The organism is Ruminococcus sp. OA3, from assembly GCF_022440845.1.
Lineage (GTDB): Bacteria > Bacillota > Clostridia > Lachnospirales > Lachnospiraceae > Ruminococcus_G.
The window spans coordinates 2,555,482-2,578,847 of sequence record NZ_JAKNTO010000001.1 but is presented as its reverse complement, the minus strand read 5'-3'; the positions used below and the strand labels follow the sequence as shown (position 1 = coordinate 2,578,847).

24 protein-coding genes and 1 riboswitch are annotated in these 23,366 nt (G+C 45.9%); all 24 genes read right to left on the bottom strand.

What is annotated here, in order from left to right:
* Positions 1-86: 86 nt before the first annotated feature.
* The 24 genes from MCG98_RS11520 to MCG98_RS11405 all read right to left on the bottom strand — a co-directional run bounded on the left by MCG98_RS11520 (position 87) and on the right by MCG98_RS11405 (position 23,357).
* Positions 87-854, bottom strand: a complete 768-nt coding sequence (locus tag MCG98_RS11520) for an ABC transporter permease subunit (RefSeq protein ID WP_240302118.1) — start codon at positions 852-854, stop codon at positions 87-89.
* Complete coding sequence (locus MCG98_RS11515) at positions 851-1,771, bottom strand: ABC transporter ATP-binding protein (protein WP_240302117.1); 921 nt, start codon at positions 1,769-1,771, stop codon at positions 851-853. The genes MCG98_RS11520 and MCG98_RS11515 overlap by 4 nt, the downstream gene beginning before the upstream one ends.
* Positions 1,768-1,971, bottom strand: coding sequence for a PLD nuclease N-terminal domain-containing protein (locus tag MCG98_RS11510; protein ID WP_240302116.1), 204 nt, complete (start codon positions 1,969-1,971; stop codon positions 1,768-1,770). Before MCG98_RS11510 ends, MCG98_RS11515 begins: the two co-directional genes overlap by 4 nt.
* Entirely contained in the window at positions 1,972-3,078 is a 1,107-nt protein-coding gene (locus tag MCG98_RS11505; protein WP_240302115.1) for a helix-turn-helix transcriptional regulator, read from the bottom strand. It lies immediately after the preceding gene.
* Between the two features lie 158 nt (positions 3,079-3,236).
* Positions 3,237-4,055: a hypothetical protein gene (locus MCG98_RS11500; protein ID WP_240302114.1), complete on the bottom strand. Its 819-nt coding sequence runs from the start codon at positions 4,053-4,055 to the stop codon at positions 3,237-3,239.
* A gap of 91 nt (positions 4,056-4,146) precedes the next feature.
* A complete protein-coding gene (locus MCG98_RS11495; protein ID WP_240302113.1) occupies positions 4,147-5,727 on the bottom strand; it encodes a hypothetical protein in 1,581 nt (526 codons plus the stop codon).
* A complete protein-coding gene (locus tag MCG98_RS11490) occupies positions 5,720-6,427 on the bottom strand; it encodes an ABC transporter ATP-binding protein (protein WP_240302112.1) in 708 nt (235 codons plus the stop codon). The genes MCG98_RS11495 and MCG98_RS11490 overlap by 8 nt, the downstream gene beginning before the upstream one ends.
* Positions 6,428-6,539: 112 nt before the next feature.
* A complete protein-coding gene (locus MCG98_RS11485; protein ID WP_240303425.1) occupies positions 6,540-8,294 on the bottom strand; it encodes a recombinase family protein in 1,755 nt (584 codons plus the stop codon).
* Entirely contained in the window at positions 8,294-8,455 is a 162-nt protein-coding gene (locus MCG98_RS11480) for a hypothetical protein (protein WP_240302111.1), read from the bottom strand. Before MCG98_RS11480 ends, MCG98_RS11485 begins: the two co-directional genes overlap by 1 nt.
* Positions 8,456-8,715: 260 nt before the next feature.
* A complete protein-coding gene (locus MCG98_RS11475; protein ID WP_240302110.1) occupies positions 8,716-9,087 on the bottom strand; it encodes a metallopeptidase family protein in 372 nt (123 codons plus the stop codon).
* A 167-nt stretch (positions 9,088-9,254) separates the two neighbouring features.
* A complete protein-coding gene (locus MCG98_RS11470; protein WP_240302109.1) occupies positions 9,255-9,866 on the bottom strand; it encodes a manganese catalase family protein in 612 nt (203 codons plus the stop codon).
* Positions 9,866-10,339: a spore coat protein CotJB gene (locus MCG98_RS11465; protein ID WP_240302108.1), complete on the bottom strand. Its 474-nt coding sequence runs from the start codon at positions 10,337-10,339 to the stop codon at positions 9,866-9,868. Before MCG98_RS11465 ends, MCG98_RS11470 begins: the two co-directional genes overlap by 1 nt.
* A 142-nt stretch (positions 10,340-10,481) precedes the next feature.
* Positions 10,482-11,786 carry a phosphomethylpyrimidine synthase ThiC gene (gene thiC, locus MCG98_RS11460; protein WP_240302107.1) on the bottom strand — a complete coding sequence of 435 codons (1,305 nt, stop codon included), beginning with the start codon at positions 11,784-11,786 and terminating at the stop codon, positions 10,482-10,484.
* An 89-nt stretch (positions 11,787-11,875) separates the two neighbouring features.
* Positions 11,876-11,981, bottom strand: a riboswitch (TPP riboswitch).
* Between the two features lie 21 nt (positions 11,982-12,002).
* Positions 12,003-13,136 carry a 4-hydroxybutyrate dehydrogenase gene (locus MCG98_RS11455; RefSeq protein ID WP_240302106.1) on the bottom strand — a complete coding sequence of 378 codons (1,134 nt, stop codon included), beginning with the start codon at positions 13,134-13,136 and terminating at the stop codon, positions 12,003-12,005.
* A gap of 96 nt (positions 13,137-13,232) precedes the next feature.
* On the bottom strand, positions 13,233-14,012 hold the full coding sequence (locus tag MCG98_RS11450; protein WP_240302105.1) for an enoyl-CoA hydratase-related protein: 780 nt from the start codon (positions 14,010-14,012) through the stop codon (positions 13,233-13,235).
* Between the two features lie 11 nt (positions 14,013-14,023).
* Positions 14,024-14,314, bottom strand: a complete 291-nt coding sequence (locus MCG98_RS11445; protein WP_240302104.1) for a hypothetical protein — start codon at positions 14,312-14,314, stop codon at positions 14,024-14,026.
* The gene (locus MCG98_RS11440) at positions 14,311-15,762 is read right to left on the bottom strand and encodes a 4-hydroxyphenylacetate 3-hydroxylase family protein (protein WP_240302103.1); all 1,452 of its coding nucleotides are present in this window, start codon (positions 15,760-15,762) and stop codon (positions 14,311-14,313) included. The genes MCG98_RS11445 and MCG98_RS11440 overlap by 4 nt, the downstream gene beginning before the upstream one ends.
* A 22-nt stretch (positions 15,763-15,784) precedes the next feature.
* On the bottom strand, positions 15,785-16,921 hold the full coding sequence (gene acrA / locus MCG98_RS11435; RefSeq protein WP_240302101.1) for an acryloyl-CoA reductase electron transfer subunit beta: 1,137 nt from the start codon (positions 16,919-16,921) through the stop codon (positions 15,785-15,787).
* Between the two features lie 17 nt (positions 16,922-16,938).
* On the bottom strand, positions 16,939-17,739 hold the full coding sequence (acrB, locus tag MCG98_RS11430) for an acryloyl-CoA reductase electron transfer subunit gamma (RefSeq protein ID WP_240302100.1): 801 nt from the start codon (positions 17,737-17,739) through the stop codon (positions 16,939-16,941).
* A gap of 18 nt (positions 17,740-17,757) precedes the next feature.
* Positions 17,758-18,909 (bottom strand): acyl-CoA dehydrogenase, encoded by a 1,152-nt coding sequence (locus MCG98_RS11425; RefSeq protein ID WP_240302102.1) that lies wholly within the window; start codon positions 18,907-18,909, stop codon positions 17,758-17,760.
* Between the two features lie 301 nt (positions 18,910-19,210).
* A complete protein-coding gene (gene acrA / locus MCG98_RS11420) occupies positions 19,211-20,347 on the bottom strand; it encodes an acryloyl-CoA reductase electron transfer subunit beta (RefSeq protein WP_240302101.1) in 1,137 nt (378 codons plus the stop codon).
* Between the two features lie 17 nt (positions 20,348-20,364).
* Positions 20,365-21,165, bottom strand: a complete 801-nt coding sequence (acrB, locus tag MCG98_RS11415) for an acryloyl-CoA reductase electron transfer subunit gamma (RefSeq protein WP_240302100.1) — start codon at positions 21,163-21,165, stop codon at positions 20,365-20,367.
* Positions 21,166-21,181: 16 nt separating this feature from the next.
* On the bottom strand, positions 21,182-22,321 hold the full coding sequence (locus MCG98_RS11410; RefSeq protein WP_028530288.1) for an acyl-CoA dehydrogenase: 1,140 nt from the start codon (positions 22,319-22,321) through the stop codon (positions 21,182-21,184).
* A gap of 211 nt (positions 22,322-22,532) precedes the next feature.
* A complete protein-coding gene (locus MCG98_RS11405; protein WP_240302099.1) occupies positions 22,533-23,357 on the bottom strand; it encodes an ABC transporter ATP-binding protein in 825 nt (274 codons plus the stop codon).
* Between the last annotated feature and the right edge of the window lie 9 nt (positions 23,358-23,366).

The following is a 23,366-nucleotide window of genomic DNA, read 5'->3' as shown; positions in this document are numbered from 1 at the left end:
TTACCCGGGGTACTTACCATTTGTCTTCTGGATTACACCGTAACATAAATAAACAGGGTTTGCAAACTTTACCGTGACCTTTTTCGTTAAATGTGCTTTTTATTAAACAATAGAACCGAAATGCCAAGACATAAGAGTGTGGTAAGCACCGTTATTAAAACAGAAATGCCAAAACCATCCCGAACAGCCTGGCTCTGAAGCATTTCCATATTATCAGACACGAGCCGAACCGGCAGATAATCTCCCGCAGCCGGGATGATACCCAGTAAAAACTGAAGTACAATGAATATACCGGTGAACAGCAGACTTCCCCATCCGCCTGTAAACAGTATACCGCCCAGCAATTCAACGGAAAGCAGCAGGATTCCAAACAGCCATACCATACCGACAGCGGCAAGCAGTCTGCGCATGTCAATCTCTGTCCCCCAGAAATATGCTGAGTACAGCCAAGAAACACCAAAACATACCGTATAGGCTGCAGTCCATGTCAGACATGCGGCGGTAAATTTTGAGAATATTACTGTCCTTCTCATCATTCCCTTTGTCAAAACAGGGATAAGCGTTCCTCTCTGCAGTTCACCCGATATGCTTCCCCCGAAGACCAGCACGAGTACGAAGAGTCCCATCTGCGGCACATTTTTAAAAAACTGTATCCAGGAGTCCATCATCGTCGGCTCCGGGATCTCCATTGTAATTTCCGCCGGCAGGAAGTTTTCTACTAATTCCGGCAGGAATTTAGCCGTCAGAGGATTCATCATCCCCAGGAGCAAAAACACCAGTCCCAGGACCAGTAACTTATATGTCCTGATCTGTTCACAGAATTCCTTCTTCACAAATGCAGTATACGCCGTCATCCGACCACCTCCATAAACATATTTTCCAGTGTCGGTTCAAGAACCTCAAATTTCATCGGCAAAATATTGTGCATGCTAAGCTGTGTCAGCAATATTTTTTCCGTTTGCTCCATGGCATCCGTTACGCGACAGATCAGTTCTGTCCCCGATATTTCCGTGTTCAGCTTTAATTCTCTGATTTCCGGTATTTTCAGGAACTGCGACAATGCCCCGGAATCCTGAAAGATGACGCGTATGCTGTCATGACGATGCTGTGCCCTGATCTTCTCCAGATCTCCCTGCAGTTCAATCCTTCCACGATGCAGCACTGCAATATCATCGCAGATACGTTCCACATCCGAGAGGATATGCGTGGAAAATAAGACCGTCGTCGTCTCTTTCACTTTCTCCAGTATATCCAGAATCTCTTTTCTGCCCAGCGGATCCAGCGCCGAGGTCGGCTCATCACAGATCAGCAGCCTCGGCTGATTCAGCAGCGCCTGTGCGATGCCCAGACGCTGCTTCATACCGCGCGAAAACCCGGAGATTCTCTTATTCGTGTCTCCCAGCCCCACAAGCTTCAGCAATTCATCACTTCTAATCTTAATCTGTCGTGCCTCCATTCCCGTGATCTCCCCGCAGAGCCTGAGGTATTCTTCCGGTTTCATAAACCCGTAAAATTCCGGTACATCCGGCAGAAAACCGATATACCGGTTGGTATTTGTCTGCCCATAGGAAACTCGTTCCCCAAACACATGGATTTCCCCTGAATCCGGCTTTAACAGTCCCAGGATCATCTTCATCGTTGTCGTCTTCCCTGCCCCGTTCTGCCCCAAAAAACCAAACACACAGTTTTGTGGAACCCGGAGATTCAGGTCGTCTATCACTGTATGCGTTCCAAACACTTTTCCAAGTCCTTTTATCTCAAGTGCATTCATCCTTCTTCCCCCCGGCCAAACACAAAATACAGAATAGGTCCAATGATCTGAATAAAGACAACGACGATCGCCCATAACACTCTGTTCCCAAATCGGTAATTGGGATGTCTCAGCACATGTACCAGTGCGGTAATCATCAGTACCAGTTCAATCAAAATTACCGGCAGTAAGACCACAAAATATTCTTTGAACAATTCCATTTATTTCACCTCCAGGATCTGCGTCAGCTGCAGTACCAGTCTTTTAAATCTCGCGTCATTTTTCAGTATCTTCAGTTCCGGGGTCTCGGTAAGTCCTCTCATCAGTGATTCTTTGATCACGTCCGTGTTCACCGGAGATTCCAGCCCCAGTTCAAGCTCCTTTAGCCAGGATTCAATCTGATCAAAATAAGAATCTCCGCAAAGGCGCAGGGGAAAGTCCATGGCTGAGCAGACATGTACATACCGTTCCAGCATCCGGACTGCTTCATCTTTGTTTTCCACCCGGCAGTAATACTGCGCACATACCATGTACAGATTGAGGGCCGTATTCATATGCAGCGTGTCCACTTCATAAATACTGCACACCTGCAGGATACGCTGTATCGTCTCCTCAGTTTTCTTCGCATCCAGCAGATTATTGGTTAACAGCTGTATACTGTCACCCACCAGGAATAGAAGATGCTGGTAGATGCAGACCTGCATGAACCGTCTTGACTCAGCAGTATTTCCTGCCGCCTGACAGGCAATTGCCAGGAGTTCTGACTCCTGTGTCATCGGCTGCAGTGTCTCACCGAAGAGTTCCATGACCTTCTGAGGCTCGCGCCGCATCAGATAAACACTTGCCTCAACCTGTGATGCCTCCTTTGCGGACCAGACATCCACGCACAGTTCCCTGGTCCTTTTGCACAGTTTGATCGTCATGTCAAGCACCTCACAGGCATCCGGCGCCATCTGCGCATGATTCAGCAGCAGCACTGCCATCTGAAGAAGCAGGGATTCACAGGAGTAATACTTCCGGATGATGGCTTCGCATTCCGCCATCACTTCCTGAAAAGGCCTGTGTGCGAAATCTGCTGCAAGGCGGTGGTACAATTTCCGAATATCCTCCTTTGTCATCTGTGGTTCATATCCCATCAGCGTATCAATGCTGATATTAAAATATGCCGCAAGCTGAGGCAGCAGAGAGATATCCGGGTAGCTGACTCCCGTTTCCCACTTCGATACCGCAGCCTTTGAGACACCTGCATACACTGCCAGTTCCTCCTGTGTGATCCCTTTCTCCTGTCTCTTTTCTATCAAAATTTTTCCGATATTTATTTCCTTCATTGTCTCACCTCCTGCTGCTATTGTATGTCTTTTTCAAATAAATCACAATGGATTGTCAATCAACTTCCGATTTATGATATCAACCAGCAGTCAACTGTTAAAATTGGCCAAAAGAAAAAGATATGCAATATTTTTTGCATATCTTTCCCTCATGAAACTTATGGGATCCGAAACCCGAATTCCCTTTTTCCATTCTCCCAGGAAGCTGTGATCCTGTAAACATATCCCTTATCTGCATTCGGTATCACCCAGCTTTCGTCTTTACTCTCTGTTTTCACAGTCTCACCCTCCGGAATATCTGCCTCGATACCTTCCTTCTTCCATAGAGAGATATCCCACCGCTCCGCCTTCACTTCCCCTGGCGCCTCTGAGAATTGAAGCGTCAGATCTGTCGGGCTGTCAAGATTGATATCTATCAGGTCTCTCCATGTGAGTATATGTGCCGAGTCAGCGACTACTGACTGTGTCTCTCCATTTTCATCTTCATATGACCATGAGTAACCGCCTTCTGACAGATAGACATTGGCAATGGCCAGTTCAGTGGTATACTCCGCACTCGCCGTCGGTGGAAGCGAAGGGTCTGGCTCCTGGTAGATACCGTCAATGATATGCTGATACTGGTCCGCATCGGATGGTTGTCCCTCTTCGACAATATCCATACGGCTGACACCGTGATACTGTCCGGGATAAGATTCCGCCATGACTCCGTTGCCGGTAATCTTTACGATGTTCCCCTTCTTAAGCTGAGCACCCGTTATCTGTTTCCCATTGATATCATATAATTCTTCCGGTATCGTGGCGGTAAACACCGTCCCGTTTTCTTCTTCTATAAATACGAAAGAATCCTCTCCGTAAGGTATATACATTGCCTGCATCACATGCTCTTCCTGTTCCGAATCCCCGCCGCATGCTGACAGCGCCAGCGACAGTAGGATCATATTCAGCACAGTTATTATGGCCTTCGTTCTTTTTTTCATAAATTCATTCCCCTTTCCTGATAGCACCCTATCTTTTATATAGTGTCCGATTCCGCGGGGATTGTTGCACAGAATGAAATTTATATCTGCCCTAATTCCTCAGTTTAAATGTTTTATTTGCCAGTTTGAACACAAGGATGCATGCAGCGATGCAGTACAGGACACAAAAACCTGTAACCAGTATCCCAAACAAAAGAGTATTCATACGCAGCTGCATAAATCCAAAGCAGACAAAATATGTGATCCATATCACGATCTTATACGTACCACTTTTCAGCTCGGTCCCGGAATTGTATGGCTGCAGCAGGTAGTAGCACGTCAGATAATGGACAGAAAAGAAGATACTCAAGGCCAGTATTGATACTATCAGAACCGCATAGTTTATGGGATTATCTGTTCCTCCTGAAAAATGCAAAAGCACTGCCAGACCAGCTCCGATGACGGACGCCGGCAGCAGGTTGATCTTAATGATCTCTCTGAGGCGGATTCTAAACAATTTCAAAATTGATGCCGGTTCTTTATAACAGGAATACGTCAGCATACTGTGATCACAGTTCATAAATAAAACCTGCGTAAAACTTGTTCCCCGGTTGACCATATACATAATAAATACAAAATACGGCAGAAACATCATCAGCAGTTCATTTGTCATCTTCATGATGTCCGGTTTTATCCGGAACACTATCAGCATCACCGCAATAAAACCTGCTGCAATAACAGCCACTCTCTCCGCGGGACGCCAAAGTACCTTCCGGTGCCGCTTGATAAACAACTCATTGAGATATTCAAATCCTTTTCTCTTACTGCTGATCGATATGTCCTGACTGATCGCTTTCCTGCTCTGATCCTGCGTCGCCTGCTTCATGGTTTCTTTATAGTCCATTCCGTTTTGCTTATCCGCCAGCAGGATCTGATACATTTCACGGTACTCATCAAAAGCCACAATTTTTACAGCACTGTAGACGCCTGTTCCGGTTAGCAGCACCATCAATCCCAGTACCATCCATACCGGAAGCGGAAAACCAAAATACACAGGGCCATAGGCAGCTGCAAGCAGGATACCTGTCACCGCCCACCCGACTCTGGCAGGGAGATTCTCATTCGTACATTTTCCGGTAAGCTGATAGCGCCGCAGGGAAAACCAGGCCACCGACATCTTTGCCCCGGCTATAAAAAAAGGAATCAGGATACAGAGCAGGACCGGAACCTGTCTCGTCCGGCCAATCAGAACTGTAAATGGCATAAAACCGACAATAACTTTTAAGATGCTGTATCCGTAGTTAGAAAGCGTATACTCCCTGGCATTCATACGCATAAGGATCATCGCATAGTATTTGTCATTCGTAGGGTTAAACATATAGGTATTCATGTATGCTCCGATGACCGTCAAAAAAAACAGAATATGCAGAAAGACGCTGTTCTGCGGTGCATTCTCATACAGCACGCTGATTCCCGTCACCATGCAGAGAAGGTACAGGAATTTGCCCAGAAATGTGGATATGATTTCCCAAATTGCAGACAGCACACTGGCAAATATTTTGAAAAAGCGGAGTTTATATAATTCTGGGGGCAGTACCTTGCCGAGAAGAGGAATCTGTCTTATCGAATAAATAATGGTATTTACCCGGTATGTGTTCTTCAATGAAAAGGATATGCGAAATACTCTAATCATGAGATTCCTCCTTAAGCGCAGCGATGATCTTTTCCTTAAACTCAGAATTATCCAGATCCGCCTTGTCAACCCGTTCAAGCACTCCATGATTTAAGATCACGATCTCATCACACAAATCCAGTGCCAGCTCCATAATATGTGTTGAGAAGATGATGATTCTCCCGTCTTTCTGTGAACGAAGGAGCTGCTTCATCTCCTCTGCCACGACCACGTCAAGGGAAGTCAGCGGTTCATCCAGCAGCAGGATGTTCGGCTGCGCAATGATATTGATCAGCATCTGCATCTTGTTCTTCATACCATGAGAATAATCCTTCAGCAGCTTATCCCTGTCTTCCTGCTCAATGTTCATCATATCAAAGTATTCATCGATTGACTTCGGTTCCTGTATGCTCCCCTGATTAATCTCCATAAAAAACTTTAAAAATTCGCGTCCTGTCAAAAATTCCGGAACCGTCGGAGTAGACAGTACATACCCTACGTCTTTTACACTCACTTCGCGTTCACCGTCAGTTTCGTCAATGAAAAACCGGCCCCCATCCGTTTTCATATCACGGTTAACACAATTAAACAATGTTGTTTTCCCTGCACCATTACGCCCCAGCAGACCATAGATTCTTCCGCTGTCGAACGAAAATGAAATGTCTTTTAAAACTTCTTTTTTGTCAAAGCGTTTTGACAGGTGTTCAATCACAAATTTCATACATTTCTCCTTATGTACCATATTTTTCAGGCATCATTTCTACCGCATTGATAATGTCAACAGAATATCATACCTGCAGTGCTTTTTCTACAATCCCTACCTTAATTTTTCCTTAATCCGTTTCCCACTTCCCTCTGTTCCCCGTCTTTCGATACTTCACCCGGCCCTCCTCTTTTAAAATCCTGATCCTGTAACCCGCGCCGGATACACTAAGTCCCAGTTTTTCTGCCAGCTGTTTTACCGTGATATTGGGATTTTCTTTCATCATCCGGATAACTTCTTCTCTCTCAAGACGCTTTTGTCCGGGGTAGTCAAACAGTACACCGTAATTTAGCCTTCGGCTGGCATCACCGGAAATTATCTCCATGTGTTCCGGGTAAACATAGATCTGGTCGATAAACTCCATCATTGCCTCTGCAGCTGCACGCTCAAATCGGCTGTCTGCTGACAGTATATTTTCAATCCGGGAGATCCTGTTCCCCTCTGCAGCATACATTTTTTGTTCTCTATCCAGTCTGATGATTCTATTCTGTATTTCTCTCAGTTTTTCTTCCAGTTCTCTCTGCTTCATCTGATAAGCGGCATCAGATAAAACCCCTTCGAGCAGCTTATCGGTTATCTGCAGCATCTGCTGTTCCACATTAAGTCTCTTTTGCTTTTCCTGATCTGCCATTGCCTGTGTATCCACATCCCTCAGAACCTGTTCCAGCAGTTTTTGAAGTTTTTGAATAACCGGTTTCTTATCCAGATTGTATTCTTTCATGCAGTACCTTCCCAATATACTGAGCAGTTTCTCTTCATCCAGATGAACATTGTCACATCCCTGTTGATTTTCAGGTCTCTGATCTGAATGTCTGCCCCTTTCCAGATAGCGTCTGCATTTCCACTCATATATCTTATCTTCATCTCGCCCGCGCCTTTTTGCACACCGGTAATACGGACTTCTGCACAAACCACAATATAGCTTTTTGCTCAGCGGTGATTTTCCCTGGTTTCTCCCCTCACTACACGACCCGCTTCCATTGGCTGCCTGTTTTCTTTTTAAAATTTCCAGATTTGCCTGTTCCCACAGTTCCTCCGAAACAATTGCAGGAACCTTATTTTCATAGACATATTGTTCCTTAACTGGTACGGTAACTGTCTTTTTCAGATCAAAATCATAGTGTTTCCGATTCATGACTACAGTTCCTTTGTTGAGAGGATTTTTTATCATCCTCAAAATGTCTGCATCAGAAAATGGATTTCCCTTTCTGTTCCGAACACCTTCGTCTGCGAGGATCGCAGATATAGCTCTGCCTCCATAACCGGCAGCACACAATTCATACATTCTGCGCTTGATCTGTGCTTCCTCTTCTATCACTGCGATGCTCTTATCCGGCATTCTGCGATAACCGTAGGTATTTGAGGTCAATATTATCGCACCCCCGTTTTTTTGACGGTGATAATGTGCATTATTGATCTTTTTACTTAATTCACGGCTGTACTCTTCCGCAAGAATGGCTTTTATACCAGTGATCAGGGCATCATCTGCAGAGTAAAACTTCTGTTCCATATACATATACAGCTGCTTCCCTGCTTTCACCATCCGGTCGACAAAGAGATACCAGTCCCTGGTATTCCGCACCAGCCGGTCCTGCGATTTAATCACAATGATATCAAACTTATTTTCAGATAATTCTTCAAAAAGACGTTTATATTCAGTTCTGCCTTTTGTACTGGTTCCGGAACGGCTTTCCACATAAGTGTCCATAAGTTCCCATCCCATCCTGCATACACACTCTTCAGCCTCCGACACCTGTTTCAGAAGCGCGTGCTTTTGACTCTCCTCCTCTGTACTGCAGCGTGCATAGATCACAGCCCGAAGCATCACTGTTGACCGTCCTCCCGTATCTGTGAATTCAGTCTCAGCATTTCCCCCGGCGTGATCAGCCTCTGCCATTCCAGACGTTTTATCATCTTAAGCATGATCTGCGTTTCCAGCTGTTTTCTGAGAGATATTACATTTTCTCTGTTTTCCTTTTTCTTCATACACACCTGCCACTTAAACCGTCTTTTTACATCATATGCCTGACTGCATGACCCTTTTTACATCTTTTATGCCGTACTTTTCAGAATGCCTGCATACCTCTTTAAACTCGACTGGGTTATCATGTCAATCATTATCCTGTGTGTCATAGCAATGGGACTGTATTCTCTCTTGAATCTGGCCGAAAAACATTATTTAAAAAGTAACAAAAAATAGCAACTACACAGAAAAGCCGCATAAACATTAGGTTTGTGCGACTTTTCTACTGCCTCTCCTTATATTTATAACGGTACAGATGAACTGCGTCCTCGATCTCCAGATCCTTCTCGCCCGCAAGAGATTCGAGATGGTGCCTGAACTCATGCAGCACCGTATGGCGAATTTTCTTTTTCAGCGCCTGCCTGTCAAGGTTCCCATACACATTGCGAAAAGAGCCATAGTAGATGTTAATGTAACGCCCAAGTGGAGACCCGTGTGAGTATTCTCCCATGATCCAAAGCGGAGGAACCGTACTCTCAGGATGACGTTTCGCTTCTGAACGCATAATGATCCCTCCGTTAAGCTCCTGAAAAAACTCAGGCGGAAGTTCTGCTGATATTTCTTCCAGCATTTCCAAAAAGTCTTCTTCTGTCATGCTATTCTCTCCTTTAACGAAGGTTGCCTTATCTGTATTTACTGCACTGATATACTATAGAGTGCCATCCACTGTGACAGGATTCAACAAAATTCTTGTAAAATATTTATATGTAGCAAAACAGGACACCCAAAAATATCAGATACTTTCCGGTGTCCTGTCCTGGTCTACTTCTTCAGGAATTGTTTATCGAATTCAGGGTTAAAATAATAATAATTCGTACTGTCCAGATGAGCTTTGGTATTCTCAAGCGCCTCTCCGAACCGTTGGAAATGAACGATCTCCCTGGCTCTCAGAAACTTAAGCGGCTCTCTCACTTCGGGATCAGTAATCATTCTGAGCAGGTTATCGTACACAGTCCTGGCTTTCTGTTCCGCTGCCAGATCCTCGGTCAGGTCTGCTATGGCATCGCCTTTCGACTGAAATTCTAATGCTGTAAATGGAACTCCCGCCGCTGCCTGCGGCCACAGTGCCTTTGTGTGATCAATATAATATGCATCAAATCCCGCTGTCTTGGCATCTTCGATTGTAACATCCCGTGTCAGCTGATACACCATGGCGCATATGATCTCCATGTGGGCGAGCTCCTCCGTTCCTATATCTGTCAGAAGGCCTCCTACCGCTTTTACCGGCATGGTATAGCGCTGTGCAAGATACCTCATCGAGGCAGACAACTCACCGTCCGGTCCGCCGTACTGACTGATGATCATCTGTGCTGTCTTCGGACATGTTTTTGTAATCTTTACGGGAAACTGCAGTCTTTTTTCATAATTCCACATTAGATACACGCTCCTTCCCACGGTGCCGGGCCACATTCCCATGAAAAGGCCATCCCGTTCGCCGATTCACACTCTTTTTCGCAGCTGCAGTTCGCAAGGCATGCCTGCGTCAGCGGATAGAACCGTTCACTGAAGATCTTCAGAAGATCAGCGCGCAGCGCAGCACATTCTGCAAACAGTTGTATCGCCTGACTGTCTTCACAGTGTGTATCCAGATACAGAGTCAGGTCATTCAGCGCAAAGCTGACCTCGCTGATTTTTGTCATCAGTGTTTCCCGGTCAGCCTGCCTCGGATCGACTTCCTGGCAATCTTCCTGCTGTTTCGCCGGATTTGTCACGGACTCCGCCACATAAAACGGAAGATTCAGGGCGGGGAAAATCGTTCCCTCTCTTAAAGCTTCACAAAACCGATAGACTTCTCCCCATTTCTGCATGGGAATACTGGTTATCGCAAGACATTCGCTTCCTTCCATAAACAGAACTCCTTTCTTTACGGCCATAATAGAATAGGTGACATTTTTATTATGTGGAGTTCTGCAGTTTTTAGTTTGCCATTTTCAAACACATTTTAATAATAATGTTAACTCTAAAACATATGAAATTCGTCCTCCGGCATCAATCCATAATATCTACATCCTCGCCGCGTAAAATTTTATTGATATTGCGCACTGCACACATTTTTCCGCACATTGTACAGGTATCTTCTCGTTCAGGAGTAGACTCCGCACGGTATCTTCTGGCTTTTTCTCCATCCATTGCCAATTCAAACTGGCGCTCCCAGTCCAGCTCTCTTCTGGCCTCGCTCATATCATGATCCCAGTCGCTGGCCCCTTTAATTCCTTTTGCAATATCCGCCGCATGTGCTGCAATTTTAGACGCGATGATCCCTTCTTTCACATCTTCCACCGTAGGCAGGCGCAAATGCTCTGCAGGCGTCACATAACAAAGGAAGGATGCTCCATAAGTCGCTGCGATCGCCCCTCCGATTGCAGCAGTGATATGGTCATATCCCGGCGCTACATCCGTCACGAGCGGCCCAAGTACATAGAATGGTGCACCCTTGCAGATCGTCTGCTGGATTTCCATATTCGCCTGGATCTGGTTGAGCGGCATGTGTCCCGGTCCTTCGATGATCACCTGAACATCTTTTTCCCATGCCCGGGTCGTCAGTTCGCCCAGTGTTACAAGTTCTTCAATCTGGGATACATCACCTGCATCCTCAATGCTGCCAGGCCGGCAGGCGTCGCCGAGGCTCAGCGTCACGTCATATTGGCGGCAGATCTCCAGCAGCTCATCAAACCGTTCAAAAAATGGATTCTCATTTCCCGTCAGTTCCATCCATGCAAAGATAATGGATCCCCCTCTGGATACAATATTGGTATGGCGTTTTGATTTTTTAAAACGTTCTGCGGTAGCACGGTTAATCCCACAGTGAATGGTCATAAAATCCACTCCGTCCTCGGCATGCATGCGGACAATGTCAATCCACTCATCAGAAGTAATTTCCCTTAAGGCTTTATTATAATAGACAACAGCGTCATAGATAGGAACCGTGCCAATAATGGCCGGGCACTCAGCTGTCAGTTTTCTTCGGAATTTTCTTGTATCACCGAATGAACTCAGGTCCATGATGGATTCAGCTCCCATTTTCACGGCCTCCATCACCTTTTCCAGCTCCACATCCATATCCAGGCAGTCTTTCGACGTACCCAGATTGACATTGATCTTTGTCCTCAGCATATTCCCGATACCGTACGGTTTCAGACAAGTATGGTTCTTATTTGCCGGGATTGCAATCTGCCCTTTTGCGGTCAGCTCCCTGATCAGTTCTGCATCCATTCGTTCGTATTCGGCAACACCCTTCATCGCATCTGTAATAATTCCGTTTCTTGCTGCATTCATTTGTGTCGTATCGTTCATATTTCCTCCTATGCCGCATTTTCTGCGGTCCAAATCATGAAATAAGGGATATATTACGCAGGTAATATATCCCTTACAGTCAAATTGAACTATACGCTGAAATATTTCCCTACGTTGGCATTATCCACATCAGGTTACAAGGTCGAGACGCACAGTCTCCTCTCAGCCCTTCTCAGAGCTCCCTCAATATCTTCATATGCAGTTGTCATTTATCAATTAATCATTCAAAACCTGCAGGTACAGACTCTTAACTGCTTCTTTGTCCATCTCTACATAAGTATTTGTCATCAGTCTCTGCTGTTCTGCGATAACCAGTTCAGCCATCTGATCACAGATTTCTTCTGTTACCCCGTACTCGGACAGTGGTTTTCTCCGAATCAGAGCAGCGAGTGCCTCTTCCAGTTTATCATAAACTTCAGCACCTTCCGTCTCGCAGCCAAGGATTTCAGCCAGTACATGGTTGATTTCCCTGATATCTCCATCCGGATTCATTTTGTAGTAGTATTTCATAACCGTCGTGAACAGTTCGTAATTGGATTCGCCGTGTGCCACATGGAACATACCGCCCAGCGGGAAGCTCATCGCATGCACAGCGTTGCACCCTGCAGTGCCGAATGCGATACCTGCATAGTTGCTTCCCAGAACGAAGTCATCCATGATCTCCATTCTGTATTCCGGTCCTTTTTCGATCATCTGTGTGAATCCGTTCATGATCAGCTCGATTGCTCTTCTGCCGAACATTCTGGACAGATCTGTATGACGGCGGCCTACATAGCTCTCAACTGCATGGATCAGAGCATCGATCGCACTGTACATAAATGGCTGATACGGCAGGCTCTTTACAAGATCCGGAATCAGCACTGCGTAATCCGCGAATAATTCATCGTTCGCACAGCCTTTTTTCGTTTTTGTCTTTGTCAGATAGATCATGGAGATGTTTGTCACCTCACTGCCTGTTCCACATGTGGTCGGGCAGATGACCAGCTCTGTTTTATGTTTTGGCTTAAATGTCGGGTTTTCTTTATATGCATCAACGATATCATCCGGTTTCTCAGATGCCACCCATTTTGCCATATCTACAACTGTACCGCCGCCGACAGCGATGATTCTCTTGTAATCTTTGCCTTTCAGGTCTCTGAAGATCGCGTTGTACATCTCATCTGTAGGCTCCGTCGTTCCGTATTTCTCCTGGAAGTATACATCACATTTCAGATCCAGCGGTTTCATCTTGGGCGTATACAGAAATTCATTCGTGAATAATAAGTCACCTTCTCCGATTTCGAATTCCTTTGCAAAATCTTCGAACGTGTCAAATTTATGAATCTCCGTTCTTAATAATAACTGTCTCATGTTTGCTCTCCTTTTTTTATTTCGTTATTTTTTTAACAATAGCAAGAATAAATACTAATCCCTATTTACCAATCCATAAAATGCTTTACCTATCTGCTATTTGTTATTGAAATGATCAAGCTTTTCTTTATTAACAAACGCAGAAAGAGCATCATGTGCATCCTGTGTTGTAAACAGAGATCCAAAGGAAAGAATCATGTGTTCCGTACTCGTCGGATAATCTGTCTCGCTGGCAACATTGATCGCTTTTTTCATTGTCGCAACTGCAATTGGTCCGTTTTTGGCAACTTTTTCTGCCATTACCATTGCTTCTTCCATTAAGTTTTCAGCTGGAACTACTTTGTTTACAAGTCCGATTCTATATGCCTCTTCCGCACCGATTCTGTCGCAGGTAAGCAGCAGTTCCCTTGCTCGTCCTTCCCCTACGATCGCCTGCAGTCTCTGAGATCCGCCGGTACCTGTCATAATGCCAAGAGAAACTTCAGGGAATGCAAATTTTGCATTTTCAGCGGCAATACGCATATCACATGCAAGTGCCACTTCTACGCCGCCGCCCAGACAGTATCCGTTGATCGCTGCGATAACCGGTACTCTGAACTGATGAATTTTTTCAAGCACGGCACCACCGAATTTCGCGTAGTCTCTTGCCTCATAAAATCCGAATTCGCTCATCTCTTTGATGTCAGCTCCGCCGACAAATGCTTTCTCACCTGCGCCCTTTAAGATCACGCAGTATACGTCTTTCATTTTCTCAACCTGGTCAAATGCTTCGCCTAAATCCGTCAGCACTGCTGTACTAACTGCATTCAATTTTTTCGGAAAATTGATTGTAATCGTGCAGACATGGCCTTGTTGTTCAATTAATGCATATTCCATATCATTACTCCTTACTCTTCACGCATTTTGGCCTGACAATATGCGCGAAGTTCACTTTTAATTATTAAAAAATCCTCTTTGCAGACGGCTATAAACATCTGTCTGCAATTAGAAAATTCTTTATCTGACACACAATCCCGATTACATCCCCTCACCAGCAGACAAAAATCATAATCTTCTTCTGCGCGGTAAGGCGTAAATGAAATCTCCAGGTCTTTCAAAGATTCTTTCAGCTCATTTACAGCGGCAACCCGGTCATATACCGGGTTGCAGCCGCCGCAATATTTGATTCCTAAAATCAATCTTTTTTAATGTTGGCAATATTCTTTGCCAGTTCCTTTTTCTGTTCCAGATTGCTCTGGCGTGAGATCATGATACGCTGAGCCTGAGGAGAACCTGCTCCGTGCATAGACTCCGTGCGATATCCTACAGCCGCTGTTCCGAGAGAAATGTTTTCAATCAGGCGCATAATTCTCATTCTGTCCTCAACGGAAACACCTTCCACGCCAACCAGATATTTTTCAATATATGGTTTCAGTTCAGCTGTATTAAAATCTTTTTCAGACGGCAGAGTAACCATCAGACCGCCTGCGATATCCTCTGCAAGACGTACGATCTCATAAGGAAATCGGGTGATATTCTGTTTGCAGACATTCGCCAGCAGCAGGTCAATAATATAGTTGCCTGATTTTGTCTTGCATCCTTCACAGGAACAGGCAACACCACAGCTGAATAATGTTTCATTGAGATGCGTCATCTCAATCAGTTTGTCTTTTACGTGGGAAGCCTTAGCTGCACCGTTGTACTCTGCTGCCAGAGCCGTAGCACCGATCAGGACGTCACCCACACCTACCTTACATCCGCCGTAGCTCTGGCGATGATATCCGGAGAAGCGTTCTACCAGCATGCCGGCAAATTCAGTCTCTCCATTCATAAAGATTCGCTCATTTGGAACGAAAACATTATCAAAGATGACCAGCGCTTCATGTCCTCCGAACTCTTTATTACCGAGATCAATGTCAGCACCCTTTTCCGTCTTACGGGTATCACAGGACTGACGCCCGTAGATCATGAAGATACCTTCCGAATCTGTAGGAACTGCAAATGAAATTGCATAATCCTTATCATCGGGTTTCATTGCAATCGTCGGCATGACAAGAACCTCGTGAGAATTCACGATACCAGTCTGATGAGCCTTCGCACCGCGAACAACCACACCATCCGGACGGCGTTCTACAACGCGCAGATAACTGTCCGGGTCGGCCTGTTTGCTCGGTGATAAGGAACGGTCACCTTTCGGGTCTGTCATCGCACCGTCGACAACCAGGTCCTTCAGCTGAACATCATTTAAAAAGTTCTTGAAATTCTCATGATAGTTCGTGCCGCAAGCCTCATCAATTTCATATGTAGTAGAGAAAACCGCATTGTTGGCATCCATACCAACACATCTCTGAAAACAGGATCCGGTCTTCTGGCCCAACAGACGTAACATTTTAACTTTTTTCACAAGATCTTCCGTACTCTGATGAAGATGAGTAAAGCGGTTGACCTTCTGACCGTTCAAAGAAGAAGTGGCGGTCATCAAATCCTCATACTCCGGCTGGTTAGCCAGCTCATATGTCATCCCGATAGAATTCAGGGACGGGCGGATGATGGGATTGTCAACCGGATTTTCTACTAATTCTCCAAACATATATACTTTCAGGTTTAATTTTCTTAAACTCTCAAAGTATTCTTCCCGAGTCATCATTAGGCATTACCTCCAAATTGTATTATTTAGCAGCTTTCACGGCTTTGATTGCCTCAACCAGCATCGGGGCTACCTTGAACAGGTCTCCGGTGATACCGTAATCCGCAATCTCAAAGATCGGTGCCGACGCATTTTTGTTGACTGCGATGATGCACTCTGATTCCTGCATTCCCGCCTTGTGCTGGATCGCTCCGGAAATCCCCAGTGCCACATAGATCTTCGGATGTACTGTCTTTCCAGTCTGGCCTACCTGATGGTCTGCTGTCAGCCAGCCGCTGTCGATCGCTGCACGGGATCCTCCCACTACGCCGCCGAGTGCATCTGCCAGATCATGAGCGATCCTGATACCCTCTTCTACGTTCGAAGAAATACCACGGCCTACGGATACGACATATTCTGCTCCTACCAGGTCTACCAGCTTCTTCGCTGCCTTTATTACCTCTACAACTTCTGTCTGCATATCTGCTTCTGACAGCTCTACATTTGCTTTTACTACTTCTACTGCGTTTGCCTTCGCTTCGTCAAATGCACCTTTTTTCAGCACGCCTGGCCTTACGGTTGCCATGGACGGACGGAATCTCGGGCAGATGATCGTCGCCATCAGGTTTCCTCCGAATGCCGGACGGGTCATCTTCAGGTCTTTCGCTACATCATGAGGCTGTCCCAGCACTCTTGCTGTATTCGTCTTCGAGATCCTGTCTTCCGGCAGTACGGAGTTGTTTCTCAGGAACTCCTGATAGTTTGCTACATCTACATCCAGGTGTGTACAGTCTGCACACAGTCCCGTGTGAAGACGTGCCGCACAGCGCGGACCCAGGTCACGGCCGATGTTGGATGCTCCGATCAGGAAGATCTCCGGTTTCTCTTCTGCTACAATGTCGCAGATTACCTTTGTATATCCGTCTGTTGTGTATACTCCAAGCAGCTGATGATCTGCTACGATCACTTTGTCTGCCCCGTATCCACCCAGCTCTTTTGCAAGGCCTTCTACGTTGTCTCCAAGAAGAAGTCCTACCAGTTTTACTCCAAGCTCATCTGCCAGACGACGGCCTTCGGACAGAAGCTCGAAGTCAGTCGGCATCAGTTTACCTTCTCTCTGCTCGCAGAATACCCATACATCCTTAAAAGCAGATACATTACTACTATCGAAATTTTGCATGTCCTCTTTCTCCTCTCTTAGATCATATGTTTCTCAGCGAGCATTCCTGCCAGTTTATCACATGTTTCCTGGTCTGCGCCCTCAAGCATCTGACCTGCCCCCTTCTGTGGCGGTGTGAAAGATGTCAGAATGTTTGTCGGAGAACCTGCAAGGCCGATGTTATTTACATCGATGAGCGGGCTGTCTTTCAGTGTGTTGTAATCAAACACTTCCATCGGCTTCTCATATGCTTCATAGATTCCGCCAATGCTCATATAACGCGGTTCGTTCAGCTCTTTGATGCATGTGATCATACACGGAGTCTGTACCTTGATCGTCATATATCCGTCTTCCAGTGCACGCTGTACTGTCAGTGTGTCCCCGTCTTTACAGATGTTCTGTGCGTATGTTACCTGCGGCAGATTCAGCTTCTCTGCGATCTGAGGACCTACCTGTGCAGTGTCTCCGTCGATCGCCTGACGTCCGCAGAATACAATATCGTCTTTCTCAAGACCCATATGTTCGATCGCTGCTGCGATGATCTGGGATGTTGCATATGTATCGGATCCGCCGAACTCACGCGCAGAGATCAGTACTCCTTTATCTGCTCCGCGGGCCATGATCTCACGCAGCATTCCTTCTGCAGGTGGCGGGCCCATTGTCACTGCGATCACTTCGCAGCCTGTCTCGTCTTTTAATTTCAGTGCTGCCTCAACAGCATTCAGGTCATCAGGATTTGTGATCGTCTCCATGGAAGCCCGGTTCAGTGTTCCGTCAGGATTTACTGCGAGTTTGCCGGAGGTATCTGGTACCTGTTTTACACAAACAATTATTTTCATGATTATCTTTCCTCCTGTTTATTTGATTACGTTTTTAGCGATTACCATTCTCTGAACTTCTGATGTTCCCTCATAGATCTCTGTGATCTTAGCGTCTCTCATCATACGCTCAACCGGGTATTCTTTGATATATCCGTAACCACCATGGAGCTGAACAACTTTCGTTGTAACGGCCATCGCTGTCTCAGCAGCAAATAACTTAGCCATAGCAGATTCTTTTCCATAAGAAATTTTCTGTCCCTGGGAGCTTAAGTACTTTCTGCTCGCAGCGTCATATACCAGCCAGCGCGCTGCGCAGATACGGGCTTCCATATCGGCAATCTGGAACTGTGTATTCTGGAATTTGGAAAGCGGTTTGCCAAACTGAACTCTCTGCTGTACATATGATACCAGCTCATCCTGTGCGCCCTGTGCAATACCGAGAGCCTGAGCGGCAATACCGATACGTCCGCCGTCCAGTGTAGCCATGGCAACATTGTAGCCTTTTCCTTCTACGCCGAGCAGATTCTCCTTCGGAACAATACAGTCTTCAAAAACAATCTCTGTTGTAGAAGAAGCGCGGATTCCCATCTTATCTTCCACCTGACCGCGGGAGAATCCAGGATATGAAGACTCAACGATAAACGCAGAGATGCCCCTTGTCCCCTTGGAAGGATCCGTCATTGCAAATACAACAAAGATATCTGCAACACCACCGTTTGTGATAAAGATCTTGTTGCCATTCAGCACATAGTGATCGCCGTCAAGAACAGCTGTTGTCTGCTGTGCCGCTGCATCTGTACCTGCTTCAGGCTCTGTCAGACAGAAAGCACCGATCGTACCGCTTGTCATCTGAGTCAGATATTTTTTCTTCTGCTCCTCTGTGCCGAATTTCAGGATCGGCCAGCATGCAAGTGAGTTATGAGCCGCAACGATTACAGCTGTCGCCGCGCATTTCTTTGCGAGCTCTTCCACTGCCATTGCATAGGCAACATCATCAGCTCCTGCTCCGCCGTATTCTTTAGGCATGTTCATTCCCATAACGCCATAACGGAAAAGCTTCTGTACATTTTCCATTGGGAATTTTTCTGTGACATCAATTTCTGCAGCAATCGGTTTCACTTCGTTCTCAGCGAATTCTGCAACCATTTTTCTGACAAGTTCTTGTTCCTTTGTTAGTTGAAAGTTCACAGTCATTATCTCCTTTTACTTTATGTTTTTTTGGGGGTTACACCTCAGCCTTATAACTTCCCGTCAAGTTTTCCGGTTCACAGCACGGCTTTCACCGGTTAAAACTTCTCATAAAAATATTATAGCTGTTTGTTAATAAAAAATCAATATTTTTGTAGGTATTTCACCTGAAGTTTTTCTTTTTCATGAAAATTTTCCTGGAAATACCAAAATACGACGGCACTTTGCGTGTCCTGCCTAATGAAAAAGGCCCAGACTGCCCTTCCGTGTATGTCTGGACGCTGAGCCTTCTTTCATAATCTTATTTAGCAGCTTTCACGGCTTTGATTGCTTCAACCAGCATCGGGGCTACCTTGAACAGGTCTCCGGTGATACCGTAATCCGCAATCTCAAAGATCGGTGCCGACGCATTTTTGTTGACTGCGATGATGCACTCTGATTCCTGCATTCCCGCCTTGTGCTGGATCGCTCCGGAAATCCCCAATGCCACATAGATCTTCGGATGTACTGTCTTTCCAGTCTGGCCTACCTGATGGTCTGCTGTCAGCCAGCCGCTGTCGATCGCTGCACGGGATCCTCCCACTACGCCGCCGAGTGCATCTGCCAGATCATGAGCGATCCTGATACCCTCTTCTACGTTCGAAGAAATACCACGGCCTACGGATACGACATATTCTGCTCCTACCAGGTCTACCAGCTTCTTCGCTGCCTTTATTACCTCTACAACTTCTGTCTGCATATCTGCTTCTGACAGCTCTACATTTGCTTTTACTACTTCTACTGCGTTTGCCTTCGCTTCGTCAAATGCACCTTTTTTCAGCACGCCTGGCCTTACGGTTGCCATGGACGGACGGAATCTCGGGCAGATGATCGTCGCCATCAGGTTTCCTCCGAATGCCGGACGGGTCATCTTCAGGTCTTTCGCTACATCATGAGGCTGTCCCAGCACTCTTGCTGTATTCGTCTTCGAGATCCTGTCTTCCGGCAGTACGGAGTTGTTTCTCAGGAACTCCTGATAGTTTGCTACATCTACATCCAGGTGTGTACAGTCTGCACACAGTCCCGTGTGAAGACGTGCCGCACAGCGCGGACCCAGGTCACGGCCGATGTTGGATGCTCCGATCAGGAAGATCTCCGGTTTCTCTTCTGCTACAATGTCGCAGATTACCTTTGTATATCCGTCTGTTGTGTATACTCCAAGCAGCTGATGATCTGCTACGATCACTTTGTCTGCCCCGTATCCACCCAGCTCTTTTGCAAGGCCTTCTACGTTGTCTCCAAGAAGAAGTCCTACCAGTTTTACTCCAAGCTCATCTGCCAGACGACGGCCTTCGGACAGAAGCTCGAAGTCAGTCGGCATCAGTTTACCTTCTCTCTGCTCGCAGAATACCCATACATCCTTAAAAGCAGATACATTACTACTATCGAAATTTTGCATGTCCTCTTTCTCCTCTCTTAGATCATATGTTTCTCAGCGAGCATTCCTGCCAGTTTATCACATGTTTCCTGGTCTGCGCCCTCAAGCATCTGACCTGCCCCCTTCTGTGGCGGTGTGAAAGATGTCAGAATGTTTGTCGGAGAACCTGCAAGGCCGATGTTATTTACATCGATGAGCGGGCTGTCTTTCAGTGTGTTGTAATCAAACACTTCCATCGGCTTCTCATATGCTTCATAGATTCCGCCAATGCTCATATAACGCGGTTCGTTCAGCTCTTTGATGCATGTGATCATACACGGAGTCTGTACCTTGATCGTCATATATCCGTCTTCCAGTGCACGCTGTACTGTCAGTGTGTCCCCGTCTTTACAGATGTTCTGTGCGTATGTTACCTGCGGCAGATTCAGCTTCTCTGCGATCTGAGGACCTACCTGTGCAGTGTCTCCGTCGATCGCCTGACGTCCGCAGAATACAATATCGTCTTTCTCAAGACCCATATGTTCGATCGCTGCTGCGATGATCTGGGATGTTGCATATGTATCGGATCCGCCGAACTCACGCGCAGAGATCAGTACTCCTTTATCTGCTCCGCGGGCCATGATCTCACGCAGCATTCCTTCTGCAGGTGGCGGGCCCATTGTCACTGCGATCACTTCGCAGCCTGTCTCGTCTTTTAATTTCAGTGCTGCCTCAACAGCATTCAGGTCATCAGGATTTGTGATCGTCTCCATGGAAGCCCGGTTCAGTGTTCCGTCAGGATTTACTGCGAGTTTGCCGGAGGTATCTGGTACCTGTTTTACACAAACAATTATTTTCATGACTCGTATCTCCTCCTTAATTCAGAATATTTCCGGAAATTACGACACGCTGGATCTCAGAGGTTCCTTCATAAATCTCTGTGATCTTGGCATCACGCATCATACGTTCAAGCGGATAATCGTTGGTGTAACCATATCCACCACACATCTGAAGTGCTTTTGTAGCTGTTTTGTTAGCCAGCTCAGAGCAGAACAGTTTCGCTGTTGCAGCTTCCAGAGTAAAACGTTTCTGTGTGCTTTTAGCGATAGCCGCCTTGTAAGTGAGCAGCCTGCCTGCTTCAATGCCAACATGCATATCAGCAAATACAAACTGAGAATTCTGGAATTTGGAAATCGGTCTGCCAAACTGAACACGAACTTTCGCAAAATCCATAGCCTCTTTGTAAGCACCTTCTGCGATACCGAGAGCCTGAGCGGCAATACCGATACGTCCGCCATCCAGTGTAGCCATGGCGATACCAAATCCTTTGCCTTCTACACCCAGCAGATTTTCCTTCGGAACGATACAATCCTGGAAAATAATCTCGGAGGTCGGTGAGCCGTGAAGACCCATCTTAACTTCGTGTTTTCCTACTAAAAATCCCGGGAAATCTTTCTCAACGATGAATGCAGAGATGCCTTTTGTTCCTTTCGAACGATCTGTCATGGCAAATACAATAAAGATGTCTGCTACATAACCGTTTGTAATAAAGATTTTAGAACCATTCAATATGTAATGATCTCCGTCGAGAACAGCAGTTGTCGTTCCCTTGGATGCATCAGAACCTGCATCTGCCTCTGTCAGACAGAAGGCGCCGACCTTGCGTTCTTTTGTCAGCATCGGAAGATATTTTTTCTTCTGCTCTTCTGTACCATAGCTGATGATAGGACCACAGCACAATCCGTTATGTGTTGCTACAATATCACCTGTAGATGCACATGCTTTGGAAAGTTCCTCAATTGCAATGGCTCCTGACAGATCATCAGCACCTGCCCCGCCGTACTCTTTCGGTACGATCATACCCATAATTCCATAGCGGAAAAGGTCGTCGATAGTCTTTGCGGGATACTGACTTGTTCTGTCAGTTTCAGCAGCGATGGGAGCAACCTCAGTCTCTGTGAATTCGCGGACCATCTTACGAACAAGTTCCTGTTCACGGGATAACTTGAATTCCATATTTCTACCTCCTTGAAATGTGATGGATAATTCCTAATTAATAGGAAGGATCACTCTGAATAGTTGATATTGTCTATATTTTCTGTATCAATAAAGTGATTATGTTCCATCGGTTAGCATTCATGTTGATTTTACTATAAATATTTACTATTTGCAATAACAAAAAACCTATCATTCACAAAAAACACAGCATTCGCAAAAAAGGTAAGTATTACGCCAGTATTTGCTTTAATTCGTCCGGTGTTTTTGGGTATTTCTTCTCATCCGGCAGATGACCGGAAGCAACCAGCCCCTCATATACATCCAGCATCATCGGGCGTTTCAGATTGGCCCTCTTTACCACACTGTCGTCCATAAAAACGTCAAGCGGGGTTCCATCTGCGATAATCTCGCCATCACAGAACACAACCGCACGTTCAGCCCAGCGATACGCAAAATCCACATCATGTGTGGAGATCAGCATTGTCTTCCCCTCTTTCTGCAGTTTTTCCAGTACTTCTTCCAGCATCTGGGCATTCATCGGATCCAGAGCTGCGGTGGGTTCATCAAAAATAATGATCTCTGATTTCATTGCAATGATATCCGCAATGCTCACCCTCTTTTTTTCCCCACCGCTCAGATAGTGTGGGGGTCTGTCCTTGAAATCTGTGATATTCATATATTCAAGGGCCTCTTCCACTCTCTGTTTTACTTCGTCCCTCGGCAGTCTCAGGTTCATGGGACCAAAAGAAACCTCTGCCATTACGGTAGAGGCGATAATCTGATTATCCGCATCCTGAAACACGATTCCGATGTTTTTGCGCAGTTCATTCAGATTTTTCTTTGTAATTTTTGTGTTACGGAAATAGATTTCTCCCGCTTCCGCCTGCAGGACTCCGTTAACATTCAGAAAAAATGTTGATTTTCCTGCTCCATTGGAACCTATGACGGCAATACGCTCCCCCTGATAAATATTAATGTCAATCCCCCGAAGTGCTTCTTTTTCATCCGCATACGCAAAATGCAGATCTTTAACTTTAACGATTGGTTCTCTCATGTCCGTCTC